Origin of the sequence: Gallibacterium trehalosifermentans (assembly GCF_042433055.1) — a bacterium.
GTDB classification, from domain to species: domain Bacteria; phylum Pseudomonadota; class Gammaproteobacteria; order Enterobacterales; family Pasteurellaceae; genus Gallibacterium; species Gallibacterium trehalosifermentans.
In genome coordinates this window covers 572,895-588,426 of the sequence record NZ_JBHLWB010000001.1, presented here as the reverse complement: position 1 = coordinate 588,426, position 15,532 = coordinate 572,895, and the positions used below count along the sequence as shown (strand labels likewise).

Below are 15,532 nucleotides of genomic sequence, written 5' to 3'. Positions count from 1 at the left end.
GAGATAGCAAGGCACTAGGGCGTGTTTTTTTTTGCCCACTTTTCTTTGCACGAGCAATAACAAAAAGCATTGCTTTTTGAGCGCTGCTTGCAGCGACCCGTAGGGTGAGCAAGTGAGCTGAGCGAACTTGCGAATAATAGTGGGTCGCCCTTTAGGGCGAAACCTAAATCTAGAGTTAGTTAAGAATAAGATAAAAAAGGTTTATAGTGCTTATCAAAAACTAAGGGAAAGTAATACTTTCCCTTTATTGATATATCGCTACTCAAATTTAATATTGGCACGATTTAATAAGAATTGAACTAAAAGCGAGACTGGACGACCTGTTGCCCCTTTATTGGCACCTTGTTGCCATGCTGTTCCCGCAATATCTAAATGTGCCCAATTATATTTTTTGGTGAAGTTGGCTAAGAAACAGGCGGCAGTAATCGCCCCACCCCAACGTCCACCAATATTTGCTAAATCAGCAAAATTGGATTTTAGCAATTCTTGGTATTCTTCATTCATTGGCAAACGCCATGCTTTGTCAGTTGAAAGATCGGCGGCATTTTGCAGTTCATGAGCTAAGGTATTTGTTGGCGAGAATAGTCCATTATTTACACTACCTAACGCAACAACACACGCACCAGTTAATGTTGCAATATCAATCACCGTATCAGGATCAAAGCGTTCGACGTAGGTTAATGCATCACATAAAACTAAACGCCCTTCCGCATCAGTATTTAGTACTTCCACGGTTAACCCTGACATGGTGGTTAAAATATCCCCTGGGCGATAGGCATTGCCACCTGGAAGATTTTCACAGCCTGCTAATACCCCAATGATATTTAGTGGTAAATTTAACTCCGCAACCGCTTTCATCACACCGTATACCGTAGCCGCACCGCACATATCATATTTCATCTCGTCCATACCATCAGCAGGTTTAATGGAAATCCCACCAGAATCAAAGGTTAATCCTTTACCGACTAAGACAATCGGTTTTGCTTGTGGATTAGGGCTATTTTTAAATTCAATGATGGACATAAAGGCTTCATTTTTTGCACCTTGCGAAACGGCTAAATAAGATTTCATGCCTAATTTTGCCATTTGTTGTTCATCGATAATATGGCTTTGAATGGTGCTGTAACTTTCTGCTAACTCAATGGCTTTATCGGCAAGATAACGCGGAGTACAAACATTAGGAGGGGTATTGGCGAGATCTTTTGTAACTTTAATTCCTGCACTAATTGCTACCGCGTGTTGAATAGCACTTTCTGCTAATGGTAATTCACGGCGAGATGGTACATTAAACACAATTTTGCGTAATTCACGACGAATTTCTGGTTTAATGCTCTTAAAATCATTAAAACTATATAAAGCTTCTTGTGCTGTTTCGACCGCAAAACGGACATTCCAATAAGTATTGCGCCCTTTAATGTGTAACCCAGTAAGATAACAGACAGCCTCCATTGAGCCAGTTTCATTTAAGACTTTAACAGTTTGTTGAATAATTTGTTTATATTGACGATCTGTTAGTTCTCGCTCTTTACCACAACCAACAAGTAGAATACGATCGGCTGAAATATTAGGCACATGATGTAATAATAAGGTTTGTCCAACCTTACCCTCAATATCGCCTCGACGTAATAACGCACTAATGTAACCTTCACTAATATTATCAAGTTGTTCCGCTGAACTTGAAAGACGGCGAGGTTCAAATACACCAACGACTAAGCAAGCAGTACGCTGTTTTTCAATACTGCCATTTTTGACACTAAACTCCATATTCATATCCTTATTATGATTTCTATTGTTGTTAGGCATTGAAACAAGGTATTATATGCCGCTGTAAATAATGTTTTACTGCAAAACAAAACAGCATAATCAAACTAAAATGGTCTTTTAAAGTATCGTTTTTTGTAAAAAAATCAAGTTAAAAATAGAGAGAAAACATAGGCCAAACAACGTGATTTTAACAAAATATCTAATCAGAGAAGTATTAAAAAGCCAACTGGCTATTTTATTCATTTTACTTGTTATTTTTTTAGCGCAACAATTAGTCCGAGTGCTTGGTTCTGCCGTAAATGGTAATGTTCCAGTTGATGTTATTTTACCTTTACTCGGTTTGGGAATGCCAACAATGGCGCAATTAATGTTGCCGCTAAGTTTATTTCTCGCATTATTGCTAACTTTTGGTCGATTATATAGCGAAAGTGAAATTACGGTGATGCAGGCGTGTGGAGTAGGTCCAGCAACCTTAGTAAAAGTGGGGTTATTACTGTCTGTGATTACGGTAAGTGTTGCCGCATATAATTCACTTTACTTAACGCCTTGGGCATTAAAAAAACAGGTGGAAGTGGTGGAAAACGCCAAGGCAAATCCTACTGCTTCGGTCATTATTCCTGGACAATTTATTTCATCAAACAAAGGGGATTTTGTTTTGTTTGTGGAGAAAGTAAAAGGTGAAGCGTTATCTGATATTTATTTGTTCCAAACAAAACAGGTCGGTAAAGTTAAACCTTCGGTAGTGGTAGCTGAACAGGGAAACTTTACGATTGGAGCAGATGGCGGGCAGGTTTTATCACTCAAAAATGGTGAGCGTTTTGAAGGCAGTGCAACTTTGCCAGAATTTCGTATTACTCATTTCACTGATTACTTCGCTTTTTTAGCGTTTAATCAAGCAAAAAGTGATGCGTCCGATTTAGATATGCAAGATAGTTATACGCTCCTGACAGACTCATCAACAAAAGCAAAAGCTGAATTGGTATGGCGTGTTACCTTATTTTTAGCGGTGCCATTAATGATGTTGATTGCGATACCGTTGAGCCGCGTTAATCCGCGTCAAGGACGTTTTGCGAAAATATTGCCAGCGTTGTTGCTGTATTTAATCTATTTCTTATTACAAAGTTCATTAAAAACGGCAGGTATTAATGGCAAACTTGTTGCGCATCATTGGATAATGCTTGTCAATATTGCTTTTTTAGGTTTGGGTATCATGTTAAATATGCCAACATTACGCGCAAGACTCTTTCAACCATTTAAACGTAAAGTCGCAAGAGGGTAGAGAGTATGTTTAATGCCTTAGATCGTTATATAGGTAAAACAATTTTAGCCACTATTTTTGTTACGCTATTTTTATTGGTTGGCTTGTCGGCAATTATTAAATTTGTTGAACAGTTCCGTGCGATTGGTGAAGGGAATTACGATACCTTAAAAGCCATTGCTTATACTTTATTAACGATTCCAAAAGATATAGAAACTTTTTTTCCAATGGCGGCGTTACTTGGCGCATTGATTGGCTTGGGGTCATTGGCGTCAAATAGTGAATTAGTCGTGATGCAAGCGTCAGGATTTTCACGTTTTAGTATTGGTATGGCGGTAATGAAAACTGCAATTCCGTTGATTATTCTGAATATGGCATTAGGGGAGTGGGGGATTCCTCAAACAGAACAATTTGCTCGTGAGATGCGTTATAAATCCTTAACTGGGGGATCATTACTTTCGGTTAAAGGCTCGATTTGGGCAAAAGATGGTAATAGTTTTGTTTATATTCAAAATGTGCCAAAAGAGAATGAATTAACGGGAATCTATATTTATCAATTTGATGCAGAGCGTAATTTGAAAAAATTAAGCCAAGCAGATCGTGCTGTGTATAAAAATAATACGTGGTATTTTACGCGTCTTTCTGAATCACTCTTACATGAAAATCAAGTAACGAATAAAAATTACTTAAATATGCCATGGAAAACAAGTATTACACCAGATAAATTAGGGATTGTTTCTTTGCGCCCAAGTATGTTGTCAATTAGCGGCTTAGCAGAATATATTCAATTCTTAAAAAATACAGGACAAGAGACAAAAACATTTGAGCTTACCTACTGGCGCAAGATTTTACAGCCCGTTTCAATTAGTGTGATGATGTTATTGGCGTTATCTTTTATTTTTGGTCCATTGCGTAGTGTAGCACCAGGAGTGAGAGTTGTTACAGGGATCTGCTGTGGCTTTACTTTTTATGTTTTAGATGAGGTATTTGGTCCATTAAGTTTAGTATATAGCATTCCACCAATTATTGGTGCATTAGCACCAAGCGTCTTTTTTACCGCGATTATTTGGTGGTTAATGGTATATAAACGGCACTAAAATTTAGGTAGCAAATAAAAAAGCTTCATTCTGTGATGAAGCTTTTTTGTTACTAGCCGACAATTATTTCACTTCACGAATCATAATTTCTGCAGGAATGGTTTCACCTTGCCAGTATAGTTCTGCTGCAACAGTTTGCGCTAACTCAAGGAATGCTTGAGTGATTTCATTCTCTGGCGCAGCGATAACCGTTGGCTTCCCTTGATCAAGATCTTCGCGTAAACGGATATGCAATGGCAGTTGTCCTAATAATTTGATTTGGTATTTTTCAGCAACTTTTGCCGCCCCGCCAGTACCAAAAATTGCTTCGTGATATCCACAGTTTGCGCAGATATGCACACTCATATTCTCAATAATACCCAATACAGGAACGGAAACACGATTAAACATTGCTATTCCTTTGATCGCATCAAGTAATGCAATATCTTGTGGGGTGGTAACAACTAATGCGCCCGTTACAGGAATTTGCTGGGAAAGTGTTAACTGAATATCTCCTGTACCTGGAGGCATATCAATCACTAAATAATCTAAATCTGTCCACCAAGTTTCATTGAGTAATTGACTTAATGCACTACTTGCCATTGGACCACGCCAAATTGTCGCGCTGTCTGCGTCCATTAAATAGCCAATCGAATTAGATTGTAAACCGTGCGCCACGATTGGCACGATATGTTGATTATCAGGCGAGGTTGGTCGTTGCCCTTCTGCACCTAACATATAAGGAATAGAGGGACCATAAATATCGGCGTCTAGAATTCCAACTTTCGCCCCTTGTGCTTGTAATGCTAATGCTAAATTTACCGCAGTTGTTGATTTACCTACGCCACCTTTGCCAGAGGTTACCGCAATAATATTTTTCACCCCATTGACTGCAGGCTGATTATTTGCGCGTTTTAGGGTAGCAATTTGGTATTGTATTGACCATTCTACTTCAGAAACTTTTGCTAATTGAGCAAGAGGGGGAGTGAGTGTTTGTTTCAACTCAGCAAAACCACTATTCCAAGCAAATGGCATCGTTAAGGCAATTTTTAAAGTATTCTCTTCAATAGAAAGTTGTTTGATGGCTTTTAGACTTAATAGATCTTTTTGCAAAGTAGCGTGTTGGAATTGCTGGATTTTTTCTGCAATTTGCTGTGCAAGCGTTTCATCTATATTAGAAAAAGTAAAAGTTAAATTACTCATCTATCTATCCTTTTGTAAGTTATTGAGTGAATTTGCTCGCTTATTTAACCACGCAAGCTACCACCTGTTAAGTAAAATATTGTGCGAATTAAGAAAGTTACTCGATAGGGTTAGTATGCTGGAAAAATTAAGGGCAATAGAGTAACATTAGCCGTTATTTTATAAATTGAAAAAAATGATTATAGAAGGAAATTGTATGTTTAGTTGCCGTCAAATACTTGTTACTTGTGCATTACCTTATGCTAACGGCCCGATTCATTTAGGTCATATGCTTGAACATATTCAAGCAGATATTTGGGTACGCTTCCAAAGAATGCGAGGAAATGAAATCTATTTTGTTTGTGCCGATGATGCACACGGCACGCCAATAATGTTAAAAGCCGATCAAATGGGGATTTCACCAGAACAATTAATTGCCGATGTGCAACAACAACATATTTCTTCTTTTGCGGGATTCAATATTAGTTATGACAACTATTATTCAACGCATAGCCCAGAAAACAACGAGTTATCCAACCTTATTTATCATAAATTAAAAGAGAATGGCTTTATTAAAAGCCGCACGATTTCACAATTATTTGATCCTGAAAAAAGTATGTTCTTACCAGATCGTTTTGTGAAAGGAACTTGCCCAAAATGTAAAGCGGAAGATCAGTATGGCGATAATTGCGAAGTGTGTTCAGCAACCTATAGCCCTACAGAACTGATTAATCCTCGCTCGGTTGTGTCAGGTGCAACACCAGTATTAAAAGAATCAGAGCATTTTTTCTTTGATTTACCTGCTTTTGAGGCAATGTTAAAAGCATGGATTAAATCAGGTACATTGCAAGCAGAAGTGGCGAATAAAATGATGGAATGGTTTGAGTCTGGCTTGCAACAATGGGATATCTCACGTGATGCACCTTATTTTGGTTTTGAAATTCCAAATCAACCAGGTAAATATTTTTATGTTTGGTTAGATGCACCAATAGGCTATATGGCATCATTTAAAAACCTTTGTACGCGCCAAGGTATTGACTTCGATCGTTTCTGGAATCAAGCAAGTACTACGGAGCTTTATCATTTCATCGGAAAAGATATTGTCTATTTCCATAGCTTATTCTGGCCAGCAATGTTAGAGGGCGCAGGTTATCGTAAGCCAACCAATATTTTTGTCCATGGCTATGTAACGGTGAATGGTGAAAAAATGTCAAAATCTCGAGGGACATTTATTCAGGCGAAAACCTATTTAAACCACCTAGATCCTGAATGTTTGCGTTACTACTATGCGGCGAAATTGAGCAATCGAATTGATGATTTGGATCTGAATTTGGAAGATTTTGTCCAACGCGTGAATAGCGATATTGTGAATAAATTAGTCAATTTAGCTAGCCGCAACGCAGGTTTTATTCAAAAACGCTTTGCAGGTAAATTAGCAAGCCGTTTACATGACCAAGCATTATGGCAAGCATTCTGTGAGCAAGCCGAACAAATTGCGCAATATTATGAGAATCGAGAGTTTAATAAAGCGATTCGCGAAATTATGAACTTGTGTGATAAAGCGAATAAATATGTCGATGAGATGGCGCCATGGGTAATTGCGAAAGATGAAGAGCGTGTGCAAGAGTTACACGAAATCTGCTCAATGGGTATTCAACTATTTCGTATGTTAATGGGCTATTTGAAACCTGTATTACCGAAGTTAGCGGAACGTGCAGAAGCCTTTCTCAATGATCAATTACAGTGGGCAAATTTAGCGACACCATTACTTGATCATCAAATTGCACCGTTTAAAGCTTTATTTAGCCGTTTAGAGATGAGCCAGATTGAGGCATTAATTGAGGCTTCAAAAGCTGAAAACGCAGCGGTGAATGCTACACCAAGCAAAGTAGTTGATAGTAATATTGATCCGATTGCTGAGACGATTTCAATCGATGACTTTGCAAAAATTGATTTACGGGTGGCAAAAATTGTCAAAGCAGAAGCGGTACCCGAAGCCAATAAATTGGTGAAATTAACTTTAGATATTGGTAATGAAACGCGCCACGTGTTTGCGGGCATTAAATCAGCCTATAAACCAGAAGAGTTGGAGGGACGTTTAACCGTGATGGTGGCAAATTTAGCACCACGCAAAATGAAATTTGGTGTGTCTGAGGGAATGGTTTTAGCAGCAGGACCTGGTGGCAGCGATATTTTCTTATTAACACCAGATCAAGGTGCAACACCAGGAATGCGAGTTAAATAATTGTTTAATTATGATGAAAAATAGCGATCTTGGTGTCGCTATTTTTTAGCTTGTTAACATTATATAAATTAGCATTTATTGTATTCTTAACTAAGTTTAGATTTAGGTTTCGCCCTAAAGGGCGCCCACTTTTTTTTGCTCGTGCAAAGAAAAGTGGGCAAAAAAAAGCACGCCCTAGTGCCTTGCTATTTCCTCATTCTGTCAAGATTTTCCGAGCGGCAAAAAACTGATATTTTTCTGCGAAAAATTAGACGTTTTTTGCCTGAAAATCTTTCCTGCATTCGGGCAAGGCACAAGGGGATCTTTAGCATTTATAGAGATTTATTCTTGAAGTTAGGTTTGTTAGTAGTTTACTCATTTTTTATTTTAATCAAGAAAATATAGAGGAAATATCCCGTGATACTCACCCCAGAAAGCCAAGTATTAGCCCGTCATCTCGATTTATTTGTAAATAAAAAAGTACTATTTCTCGGTAATATACAAGATGATTTTCCTGCAATATGCCAACAAACTGCGCGTGAAGTGCGGGTAGTGAGCAGTTATTTCGATTATGTACAACGTGCAAAATTAGCGTCTATTTTTGCCCTAGAAGCAGAATATCAAGTAGAAGACTTAATCGTCTTTTATTGGGGAAAAAATAAACGAGAGTGCCAATTTCAACTACAACAGATTTTATCGCAAGTGCCAATCGATCAATCAGTGTTGATTGTGGGCGAAAATCGAGGGGGAGTTCGTTCAGCAGAAACGTTCTGCGAAAAATGGGGAAATATTACCAAAATTGACTCTGCTCGCCGTTGTGGTTTATACCATTTGGCATTACAACAACCACCTCATTTTGAGTTAACAGCATGGTGGCGAGAATATACCTTAGCAAAATATGCTGATTTAACAGTTTGTTCGTTACCTGGTGTATTTAGTGCAACAGAATTAGACCAAGGAACAGCGTTGTTATTGAGTACGTTGCAGCAACCCATTCAAGGAAGTGTGCTTGATGTTGGGTGTGGTGCTGGGGTAATCGGTGCTTATTTGAAACACCAAAACCCAATGATTGAATTAACGATGACGGATATTCATGCGATGGCATTGGCATCAGCTCAACAAACATTAGCTAAAAATCATTTAGCGGGAAATGTGATTGCGAGTAATGTATTTTCTGCCATTCCGCAAAAATTTAATTTGATTGTGTCTAACCCGCCATTTCATGCAGGCATTGATACTGCATTTGATGCGGTAGAAGCATTAATTCGTGAAGCAAAAGCGCACCTATATAAAGGTGGTGAATTGCGTATTGTAGCTAATGCATTTTTACCTTATCCAGATGTGTTAGATCGTTATTTTGGGTGTCATCAGGTGTTAGCGAAGACAGGGAAATTTAAAGTATATCAGGTGGTAAACAATAGTTAATTCGAGTTAAGTAATAGTAATTAACCAGTTTCCAGCAGCGTGAGAATTTCGCTAGGAATCACTTTGGGATCAGTAATAAAAATTTGTTTATGTCGAGTTAATTCGCCTTTACGTAATGCAATTTGGCTTTTAGCGACTTTAAATTGTTTACTGAGAAATTTAATTAAATGCGCATTAGCTTGCCCATCAATGGGCGGTGCAGTGATGGTGATTTTTAATTCATCAGCATGTAAACCAACAATTTGATCTTTACTTGCTTTGGGCTGGAGATAAATATTTAGCAACAGCCCATGCGTAGTTTGTTGAACAGCCATTATGCAATTAACCAAAGCTGTCCGAAAAGATCTAAGAATATATTGTTTAATAAAATCAGTAGGATAGCGAGCGCCATAACGGAAAAATCTAACATTCCTGTATTTGGCAAAATGCGACGAATAGGGGCAAGTAGTGGTTCACTAATTTGATAAAGGACATAATCAAGTGGATTATTGCCACGACTAAACCAGCTCATAATGGCACGTAAAAAGATTGCCCAAAAAATCATTTCGCCCCATGTTTTAGCTACTGATAAAATGCCTAATAAGGCAATGAACACAAGATCTAAAGATAACCGCTCAGACATGAGCCAATAGAGGATTGGTAATTTAATAGCCCCTAAAACAAATGCAACCAAGAGCGCAGCAAAATCAATGTTGAATTTCATTGGCACCACTTTGCGCAGCGGCGCTAACACAGGGTGGGTTAATTTGATCAATGTTTGTGAAAGTGGATTATAGGCATTTACACGACAATACTGTAACCATGTTTTGGCAACTAAAATAAAAATATAAATACCAATAATGGTTTGCACGAGAAATTGTAATGTATTCATTAACTCTCCTTTAGATTAAATAATACGTGAAAATTGTTGGCGTTTGGCTTGTTGACGTGAATAGGTGTCAAAGCACATACAGATATTACGAATTAATAAGCGTCCTTTAGCGGATACCGTAATATTATCTGCATTGATGTGTAATAATCCATCTTCAACTAATGGCGCGAGTAATGCTAAATCTTCAGCAAAATGCTGTTTGAAATCAATTTTGTATTGTTGTTCAATCGCAGTAAATGGCAATTTGAAATTACAAATTAACGCTTTAATCACATCACGACGCAAGCAATCTTCATTGGTTAACACTAAGCCTTTATGTAATGCGATACCACGAGTTTCTACATCTGCATAGTAACTTTTGAGCTCTTTTTGGTTTTGTGCATAGGTATCACCGAGTAAACTAATTGCCGAAACGCCTAAACCGAGTAAATCACACTCTTCTTGAGTGGTGTAGCCTTGGAAATTTCGGTGTAATACGCCATTTGCTTGGGCGAGGGCTAATTCATCATCAGGTTTGGCAAAATGATCCATGCCGATAAATTGGTAGCCTGATTGTTGTAAAAATTCAATAGTATTTTGCAAGATAGCAAGTTTTGTTTCAGGTGAAGGTAATTGTTCTTCTTTAACTTTACGCTGTCCTGCAAAGCGTGTTGGTAAATGGGCATAATTAAATACACTTAATCGATCGGGGTTTAGCTCAATCACTTTTTGCAAGGTAAACAGAAAACTATCAAGTGTTTGTAGTGGTAAACCATAGATTAAATCGATATTTGTTGATTGAAAGCCTAACTCTCTTGCGCGTTGCATTAAGGCAAAAATAAAGTCTTCATCTTGCTCACGATTGATGGCTTTTTGTACATTTTTATTAAAATCTTGTACTCCCATACTGATGCGATTAAAACCAATATGGTGTAAATGTTCAAGCATCGAGAGTTCAATCTCACGCGGATCCATTTCAATGCTAATTTCGGCATCATCACTAATCGTAAAATGCGTGCGTAACATCGCCATCAAACGAGCAGATTGTTCTTCCGTAAGATAGGTTGGCGTACCACCGCCCCAGTGAATTTGGGTTACAGTACGTTGCTTGAAGAGTTCTGCACGCGTACTAATTTCTTTTTCTAAATAATCTAAATAGATGTCTGCTTTATGCTGATGACGTGTAATCACCTTATTACAGGCACAGAAGTAACAAAGTTTATGGCAAAAAGGAATATGCACATATAAAGATAATGGGCGAGAAGGATAGCGTTCTGCTGCCATCACAAAATCATCGTTGTTATAAACTTCATTAAACTCCAATGCAGTTGGATAAGAGGTATAACGAGGTCCTGATTGGTTATATTTACGAATCAGGTTATGATCCCAGAGTATTTCAGACATAATTCATTCCCACGATTAATTATTTGATAGCCTCAATGAGTTGAGGTAACTCCAATTTAATTGGTTGTTCTAATTTTGCTTCACTACTTTCACGAGTTAAATCCAATTTACGGCGTTCTTTTTTGGCTAATGCTTGGCGTTCTTCTTTGATTGGCATATCTCGTACTGTGAGATAAAGCTGATACATAGCTGGATAAGCATTCAGTTGAATTTTTCCATAGGCCTCAAGCAGTGGTTTTAAACGTAACACTCCCTCAGAATGATTACATTCATCTGTCATCATTGCTTTTGCAATAATAATAATGCTTTCTTGTAAACGATCTAAGCGCTGTTGATAAGCTGCTTGAATAGTACGTTTTTGTTTTTGAATGGCAAGAAGTAACCAAATGAGATAGCCAACCATGCCAATGACAATTAAACTGCCAACACTAAATAATAAAATAGAAAAACTCATAATTATTTAAATTGGTTAAGATTGATATTTTCAAATTGTTGATAGAGATCTTGCTCTTCATCATCTTCTTCAATACCTAATTCTTGCATCAATTCTTCAATTCTTATTAGGCATTGATCAACAAATTGTTGATCTTGTTTTGATAATGTTTTACCTGCATCTAATTGATCAAGTAATTCATTGAGAGCAAGATTATTTTCTAATTCAAATAACTCTTGTTCTGGTGAAATCACTTTGTTCGTTACTTTTACATTCTGCTCAACAACAACAGTTTGACGATTCACTTCTTCAATAATAAGAGGTATTTTTTTACGGCTACCAACGCGAGGATCTTTAGTGGCTTGAAGATTATTCTCCTGTTTTTCGCTTGCTGGACTATAACGATTTCCTGCTGGGCGACCTTTATGTTTTTTCTTACGTTTTTCTTCCCAAGCTTTGTTATCTAATTCATAACGAGTTGGTTTTTTTCCTTTTTTTGCAGGGGTAACTGCTTTTTGATCTTGCTTTCGAACAGGCATTAAATCACTAATTTTGCGTGTTTTCTTTTGGCGACTCATAGTAAATAGTAATAATAAATGATTATAAAATGATGATTTGGGTTGCGATTATACCATTGAATTGTAAAATTTAGCACCTACTGCTTGAGGTATATTCGTGGAAATCAATTAAATAAAGGAAGAGATGATGAGGAGAAAAATAGGTTATCTGATATTGGTTTTAGGATTAACAGCTTGTACAAGTAAAACTGTCAATAAACCTGTTATTGAATTAGCGCCAGAACAGATTGTACAAACTTCCTATGCACCAGCCTATGAAGCAACGCAACAAACGTATCAAGGGCGTGTAAATAATAAATTTTATGTTGATTCTTTTACGCATGGGGTTATTGATTGGTTTAACGGTAAATATAAGCAACCTATTGCAGAGTTGAAATACCAATTATATGAGCAAGGTAGAGGCTTCGATGCGTATGTCTATGATTATTATAGTGGTATGATTTTTGCTGCAGATTTACAAGCTAATTTCCAATATTTGCATTGCTGGCAGGGTGTGGATATACCAAGTTTACAGCAAGGCATTTATGACGCATTACGTGATTTGCAAGCACAGCGCCCCACAAATAATAGCGATTGGATTGTACAAGGCAGTGAAAAATTTGCAACGCAGTGTCGCCCGTAAAAGGATTTATATGGTGAAAATTAATGGCAAAAAGGTCAGCCTTAACTTGAGGTATTTTCTAGGATTTAATGCCCTTTTCTGCTATAATCTCGCCCAATTTTTTGAGTAAAAACTAGAGAATAAAAATTATGTCAGATCAAACGTCAAATTCTTACGATTCATCAAGTATTAAAGTATTAAAAGGGCTTGATGCAGTACGGAAACGCCCTGGAATGTATATTGGTGATACAGATGATGGTACAGGGCTGCACCATATGGTGTTTGAAGTGGTCGATAATGCGATTGATGAAGCATTAGCAGGATATTGTAAAGATATTATAGTAACCATTCATGAAGATAATTCTGTTTCTGTACAAGATGATGGACGGGGAATTCCAGTTGGTATTCATGAAGAAGAAGGAGTATCTGCAGCTGAAGTGATTATGACAGTGCTTCATGCGGGCGGTAAGTTTGATGATAATTCTTATAAAGTATCAGGTGGCTTACACGGGGTAGGGGTATCTGTCGTGAATGCGTTATCTGATAAATTACAATTAACGATCCGTCGTGAAGGACACGTCCATGAACAGTTCTATTGCTTAGGTGAGCCACAAGCACCGTTAGCGGTTATCGGTGAAAGCGATAAAACTGGAACAAGTGTTCGCTTTTGGCCTAGCCCAAGCATTTTTAGTAATGTTGAATTCCAATATGAAATTTTAGCGAAACGCCTAAGAGAACTCTCTTTCTTAAACTCAGGCGTTTCAATTAAATTATTCGATAAACGGACGGATAAATCCGATCATTTCCATTATGAGGGTGGGATTCAAGCCTTTGTTGAGTATCTCAATCGCAATAAAAATCCAATTCACCAAAAGCCATTCTATTTTATGACTGAAAAAGATGGCATTGGTGTAGAAGTTGCCTTGCAATGGAATGATGGCTTCCAAGAAAATCTCTACTGTTTTACCAATAATATCCCACAACGTGATGGCGGTACGCACTTAGCTGGTTTTCGTGGTGCGATGACCAGAACGCTAAACAACTATATGGAAAAAGAGGGGTATAACAAGAAAACCAAGATTTCGATGGCTGGCGATGATGCACGAGAGGGCTTGGTAGCGATAGTTTCAGTGAAAGTGCCAGATCCAAAATTCTCTTCACAAACAAAGGATAAACTTGTTTCTTCAGAAGTAAAAGGCGTAGTGGAATCGGCAATGGGCGAACGCTTGCAAGAGTATTTATTAGAAAACCCAGCCGATGCCAAAATTATTGTTGGCAAAATTATTGACGCCGCAAGAGCAAGAGAAGCAGCACGTAAAGCAAGAGAAATGACGCGTCGTAAAGGTGCGCTCGATCTAGGAGGTTTGCCCGGTAAATTAGCGGATTGTCAAGAGCGTGATCCTGCACTTTCTGAACTTTATATCGTGGAGGGAGATTCTGCGGGAGGATCAGCAAAACAAGGACGCAACCGTAAGAATCAAGCGATTTTGCCATTAAAAGGTAAGATTTTGAATGTTGAAAAAGCACGTTTTGACAAAATGCTGTCATCACAAGAGGTTGCGACACTCATTACTGCATTAGGCTGTGGGATTGGGCGAGATGAATATAATCCAGATAAATTGCGTTATCACAGCATTATTATTATGACCGATGCGGACGTGGACGGCTCACATATTCGTACACTATTATTGACATTCTTTTATCGTCAAATGCCAGAGTTAATTGAGCGGGGGCATGTTTATATTGCTCAACCACCGTTATATAAAGTGAAAAAAGGTAAACAAGAGCAATATATCAAAGATGATGAGGCGATGACACAATATGAGTTATCGATTGCTTTAGATGGTGCTGCATTATATGCACACCCAGATGCGCCAGCAATGCAGGGGTTACCATTAGAAAATTTAGTGGCGGAATATAATCGTGTGAATAAAATGATTCAACGCGTATCTCGCCGTTATCCAGCAGCAATTTTACAAGCACTAGTTTATCACCCTGATTTAGATAAGGCGTTAATGCAACAAGAAGCGACAGTGCAACAATGGGTTGACAGTTTGGTTGAAACGTTAACGAAGCAAGAATTACATGGCAACCATTATGCCGCGAAAGTACAATATAATGCAGAACGCCATTTATATGAGCCAGTAATTACGGTTCGTACGCATGGTATTGATACAGATCATGCCCTTGATTTTCAATTTGTTGAAGGAAGTGAGTACACCTTAATTCGTAAATTAGGACATCAGTTGCGTAATTTACTGGAAGAGGGCGCTTATGTAATGCGTGGTGAGCGTCGCCTAAATGTTACCAGTTTTGCCCAAGCGATTGAATGGCTGGTGAAAGAATCTCGTCGTGGTTTATCTGTACAACGTTATAAAGGGTTAGGTGAAATGAACCCAGAACAACTGTGGGAAACGACAATGGATCCAGAAGCGCGTCGTATGTTAAAAGTATTAATTCGTGATGCAGTAGCCGCAGATCAAATCTTTACTACCTTAATGGGTGATGAGGTTGAGCCACGCCGCGACTTTATTGAAACCAATGCACTATACGCAAATTTAGATGTTTAGTATTATTGCAAAATAAGTATAAAAGCCGCACATTTATTGTGCGGTTTTTTATTATTCTATTAGCGCTTTGTACTAAATAGGCATCTAGCCTGTATTGTTTGATGATAAATTGAATTGATTTATTCCATAAAAGCAAAAAACCGTAAGTGTAGTAAACTTACGGTTTC

Annotated in this window: 13 protein-coding genes; 6 read left to right on the top strand and 7 right to left on the bottom strand. The window is 37.9% G+C overall.

Translation table 11 applies throughout. The features are described from left to right. Positions 1-258 precede the first annotated feature (258 nt). Positions 259-1,764: a leucyl aminopeptidase gene (gene pepA / locus ACFFHK_RS02510; protein WP_382368801.1), complete on the bottom strand. Its 1,506-nt coding sequence runs from the start codon at positions 1,762-1,764 to the stop codon at positions 259-261. 181 nt (positions 1,765-1,945) lie between these two features. On the opposite strand from pepA, the gene lptF reads away from it, so the two are divergent. Both lptF and lptG read left to right on the top strand, forming a co-directional pair. Further along, entirely contained in the window at positions 1,946-3,043 is a 1,098-nt protein-coding gene (gene lptF, locus ACFFHK_RS02505) for an LPS export ABC transporter permease LptF (protein ID WP_382368798.1), read from the top strand. 5 nt (positions 3,044-3,048) lie between these two features. Next, complete coding sequence (gene lptG, locus ACFFHK_RS02500) at positions 3,049-4,119, top strand: LPS export ABC transporter permease LptG (protein WP_382368795.1); 1,071 nt, start codon at positions 3,049-3,051, stop codon at positions 4,117-4,119. A 63-nt stretch (positions 4,120-4,182) separates the two neighbouring features. Here the strand turns inward: lptG and apbC are convergent, their stop codons facing one another. After that, complete coding sequence (gene apbC, locus ACFFHK_RS02495; protein ID WP_382368792.1) at positions 4,183-5,301, bottom strand: iron-sulfur cluster carrier protein ApbC; 1,119 nt, start codon at positions 5,299-5,301, stop codon at positions 4,183-4,185. 196 nt (positions 5,302-5,497) lie between these two features. Here apbC and metG point away from each other — a divergent pair, with 196 nt between their 5' ends. Together metG and rsmC are read left to right on the top strand one after the other, a co-directional pair. Beyond that, positions 5,498-7,525 (top strand): methionine--tRNA ligase, encoded by a 2,028-nt coding sequence (metG, locus tag ACFFHK_RS02490; RefSeq protein ID WP_382368789.1) that lies wholly within the window; start codon positions 5,498-5,500, stop codon positions 7,523-7,525. A gap of 399 nt (positions 7,526-7,924) precedes the next feature. Further along, entirely contained in the window at positions 7,925-8,929 is a 1,005-nt protein-coding gene (gene rsmC, locus ACFFHK_RS02485) for a 16S rRNA (guanine(1207)-N(2))-methyltransferase RsmC (protein ID WP_382368952.1), read from the top strand. Between the two features lie 20 nt (positions 8,930-8,949). Here rsmC and yggU read toward each other — a convergent pair whose 3' ends face one another. The 5 genes from yggU to yihI are packed head-to-tail and all read right to left on the bottom strand — an operon-like array spanning position 8,950 to position 12,194. Next, complete coding sequence (gene yggU / locus ACFFHK_RS02480) at positions 8,950-9,243, bottom strand: DUF167 family protein YggU (RefSeq protein WP_382368786.1); 294 nt, start codon at positions 9,241-9,243, stop codon at positions 8,950-8,952. Further along, a complete protein-coding gene (locus tag ACFFHK_RS02475; RefSeq protein ID WP_382368783.1) occupies positions 9,243-9,800 on the bottom strand; it encodes a YggT family protein in 558 nt (185 codons plus the stop codon). Before ACFFHK_RS02475 ends, yggU begins: the two co-directional genes overlap by 1 nt. Positions 9,801-9,815: 15 nt before the next feature. Continuing rightward, a complete protein-coding gene (gene hemN, locus ACFFHK_RS02470) occupies positions 9,816-11,183 on the bottom strand; it encodes an oxygen-independent coproporphyrinogen III oxidase (RefSeq protein WP_382368780.1) in 1,368 nt (455 codons plus the stop codon). 19 nt (positions 11,184-11,202) lie between these two features. Then, a complete protein-coding gene (locus ACFFHK_RS02465) occupies positions 11,203-11,637 on the bottom strand; it encodes a DUF2489 domain-containing protein (RefSeq protein WP_382368777.1) in 435 nt (144 codons plus the stop codon). Between the two features lie 2 nt (positions 11,638-11,639). Further along, a complete protein-coding gene (gene yihI, locus ACFFHK_RS02460; protein ID WP_382368774.1) occupies positions 11,640-12,194 on the bottom strand; it encodes a Der GTPase-activating protein YihI in 555 nt (184 codons plus the stop codon). 124 nt (positions 12,195-12,318) lie between these two features. On the opposite strand from yihI, the gene ACFFHK_RS02455 reads away from it, so the two are divergent. After that, on the top strand, positions 12,319-12,816 hold the full coding sequence (locus ACFFHK_RS02455) for an HI_0449 family lipoprotein (RefSeq protein ID WP_382368771.1): 498 nt from the start codon (positions 12,319-12,321) through the stop codon (positions 12,814-12,816). 128 nt (positions 12,817-12,944) lie between these two features. After that, entirely contained in the window at positions 12,945-15,365 is a 2,421-nt protein-coding gene (gene gyrB, locus ACFFHK_RS02450; RefSeq protein WP_382368768.1) for a DNA topoisomerase (ATP-hydrolyzing) subunit B, read from the top strand. Positions 15,366-15,532 lie beyond the last annotated feature (167 nt).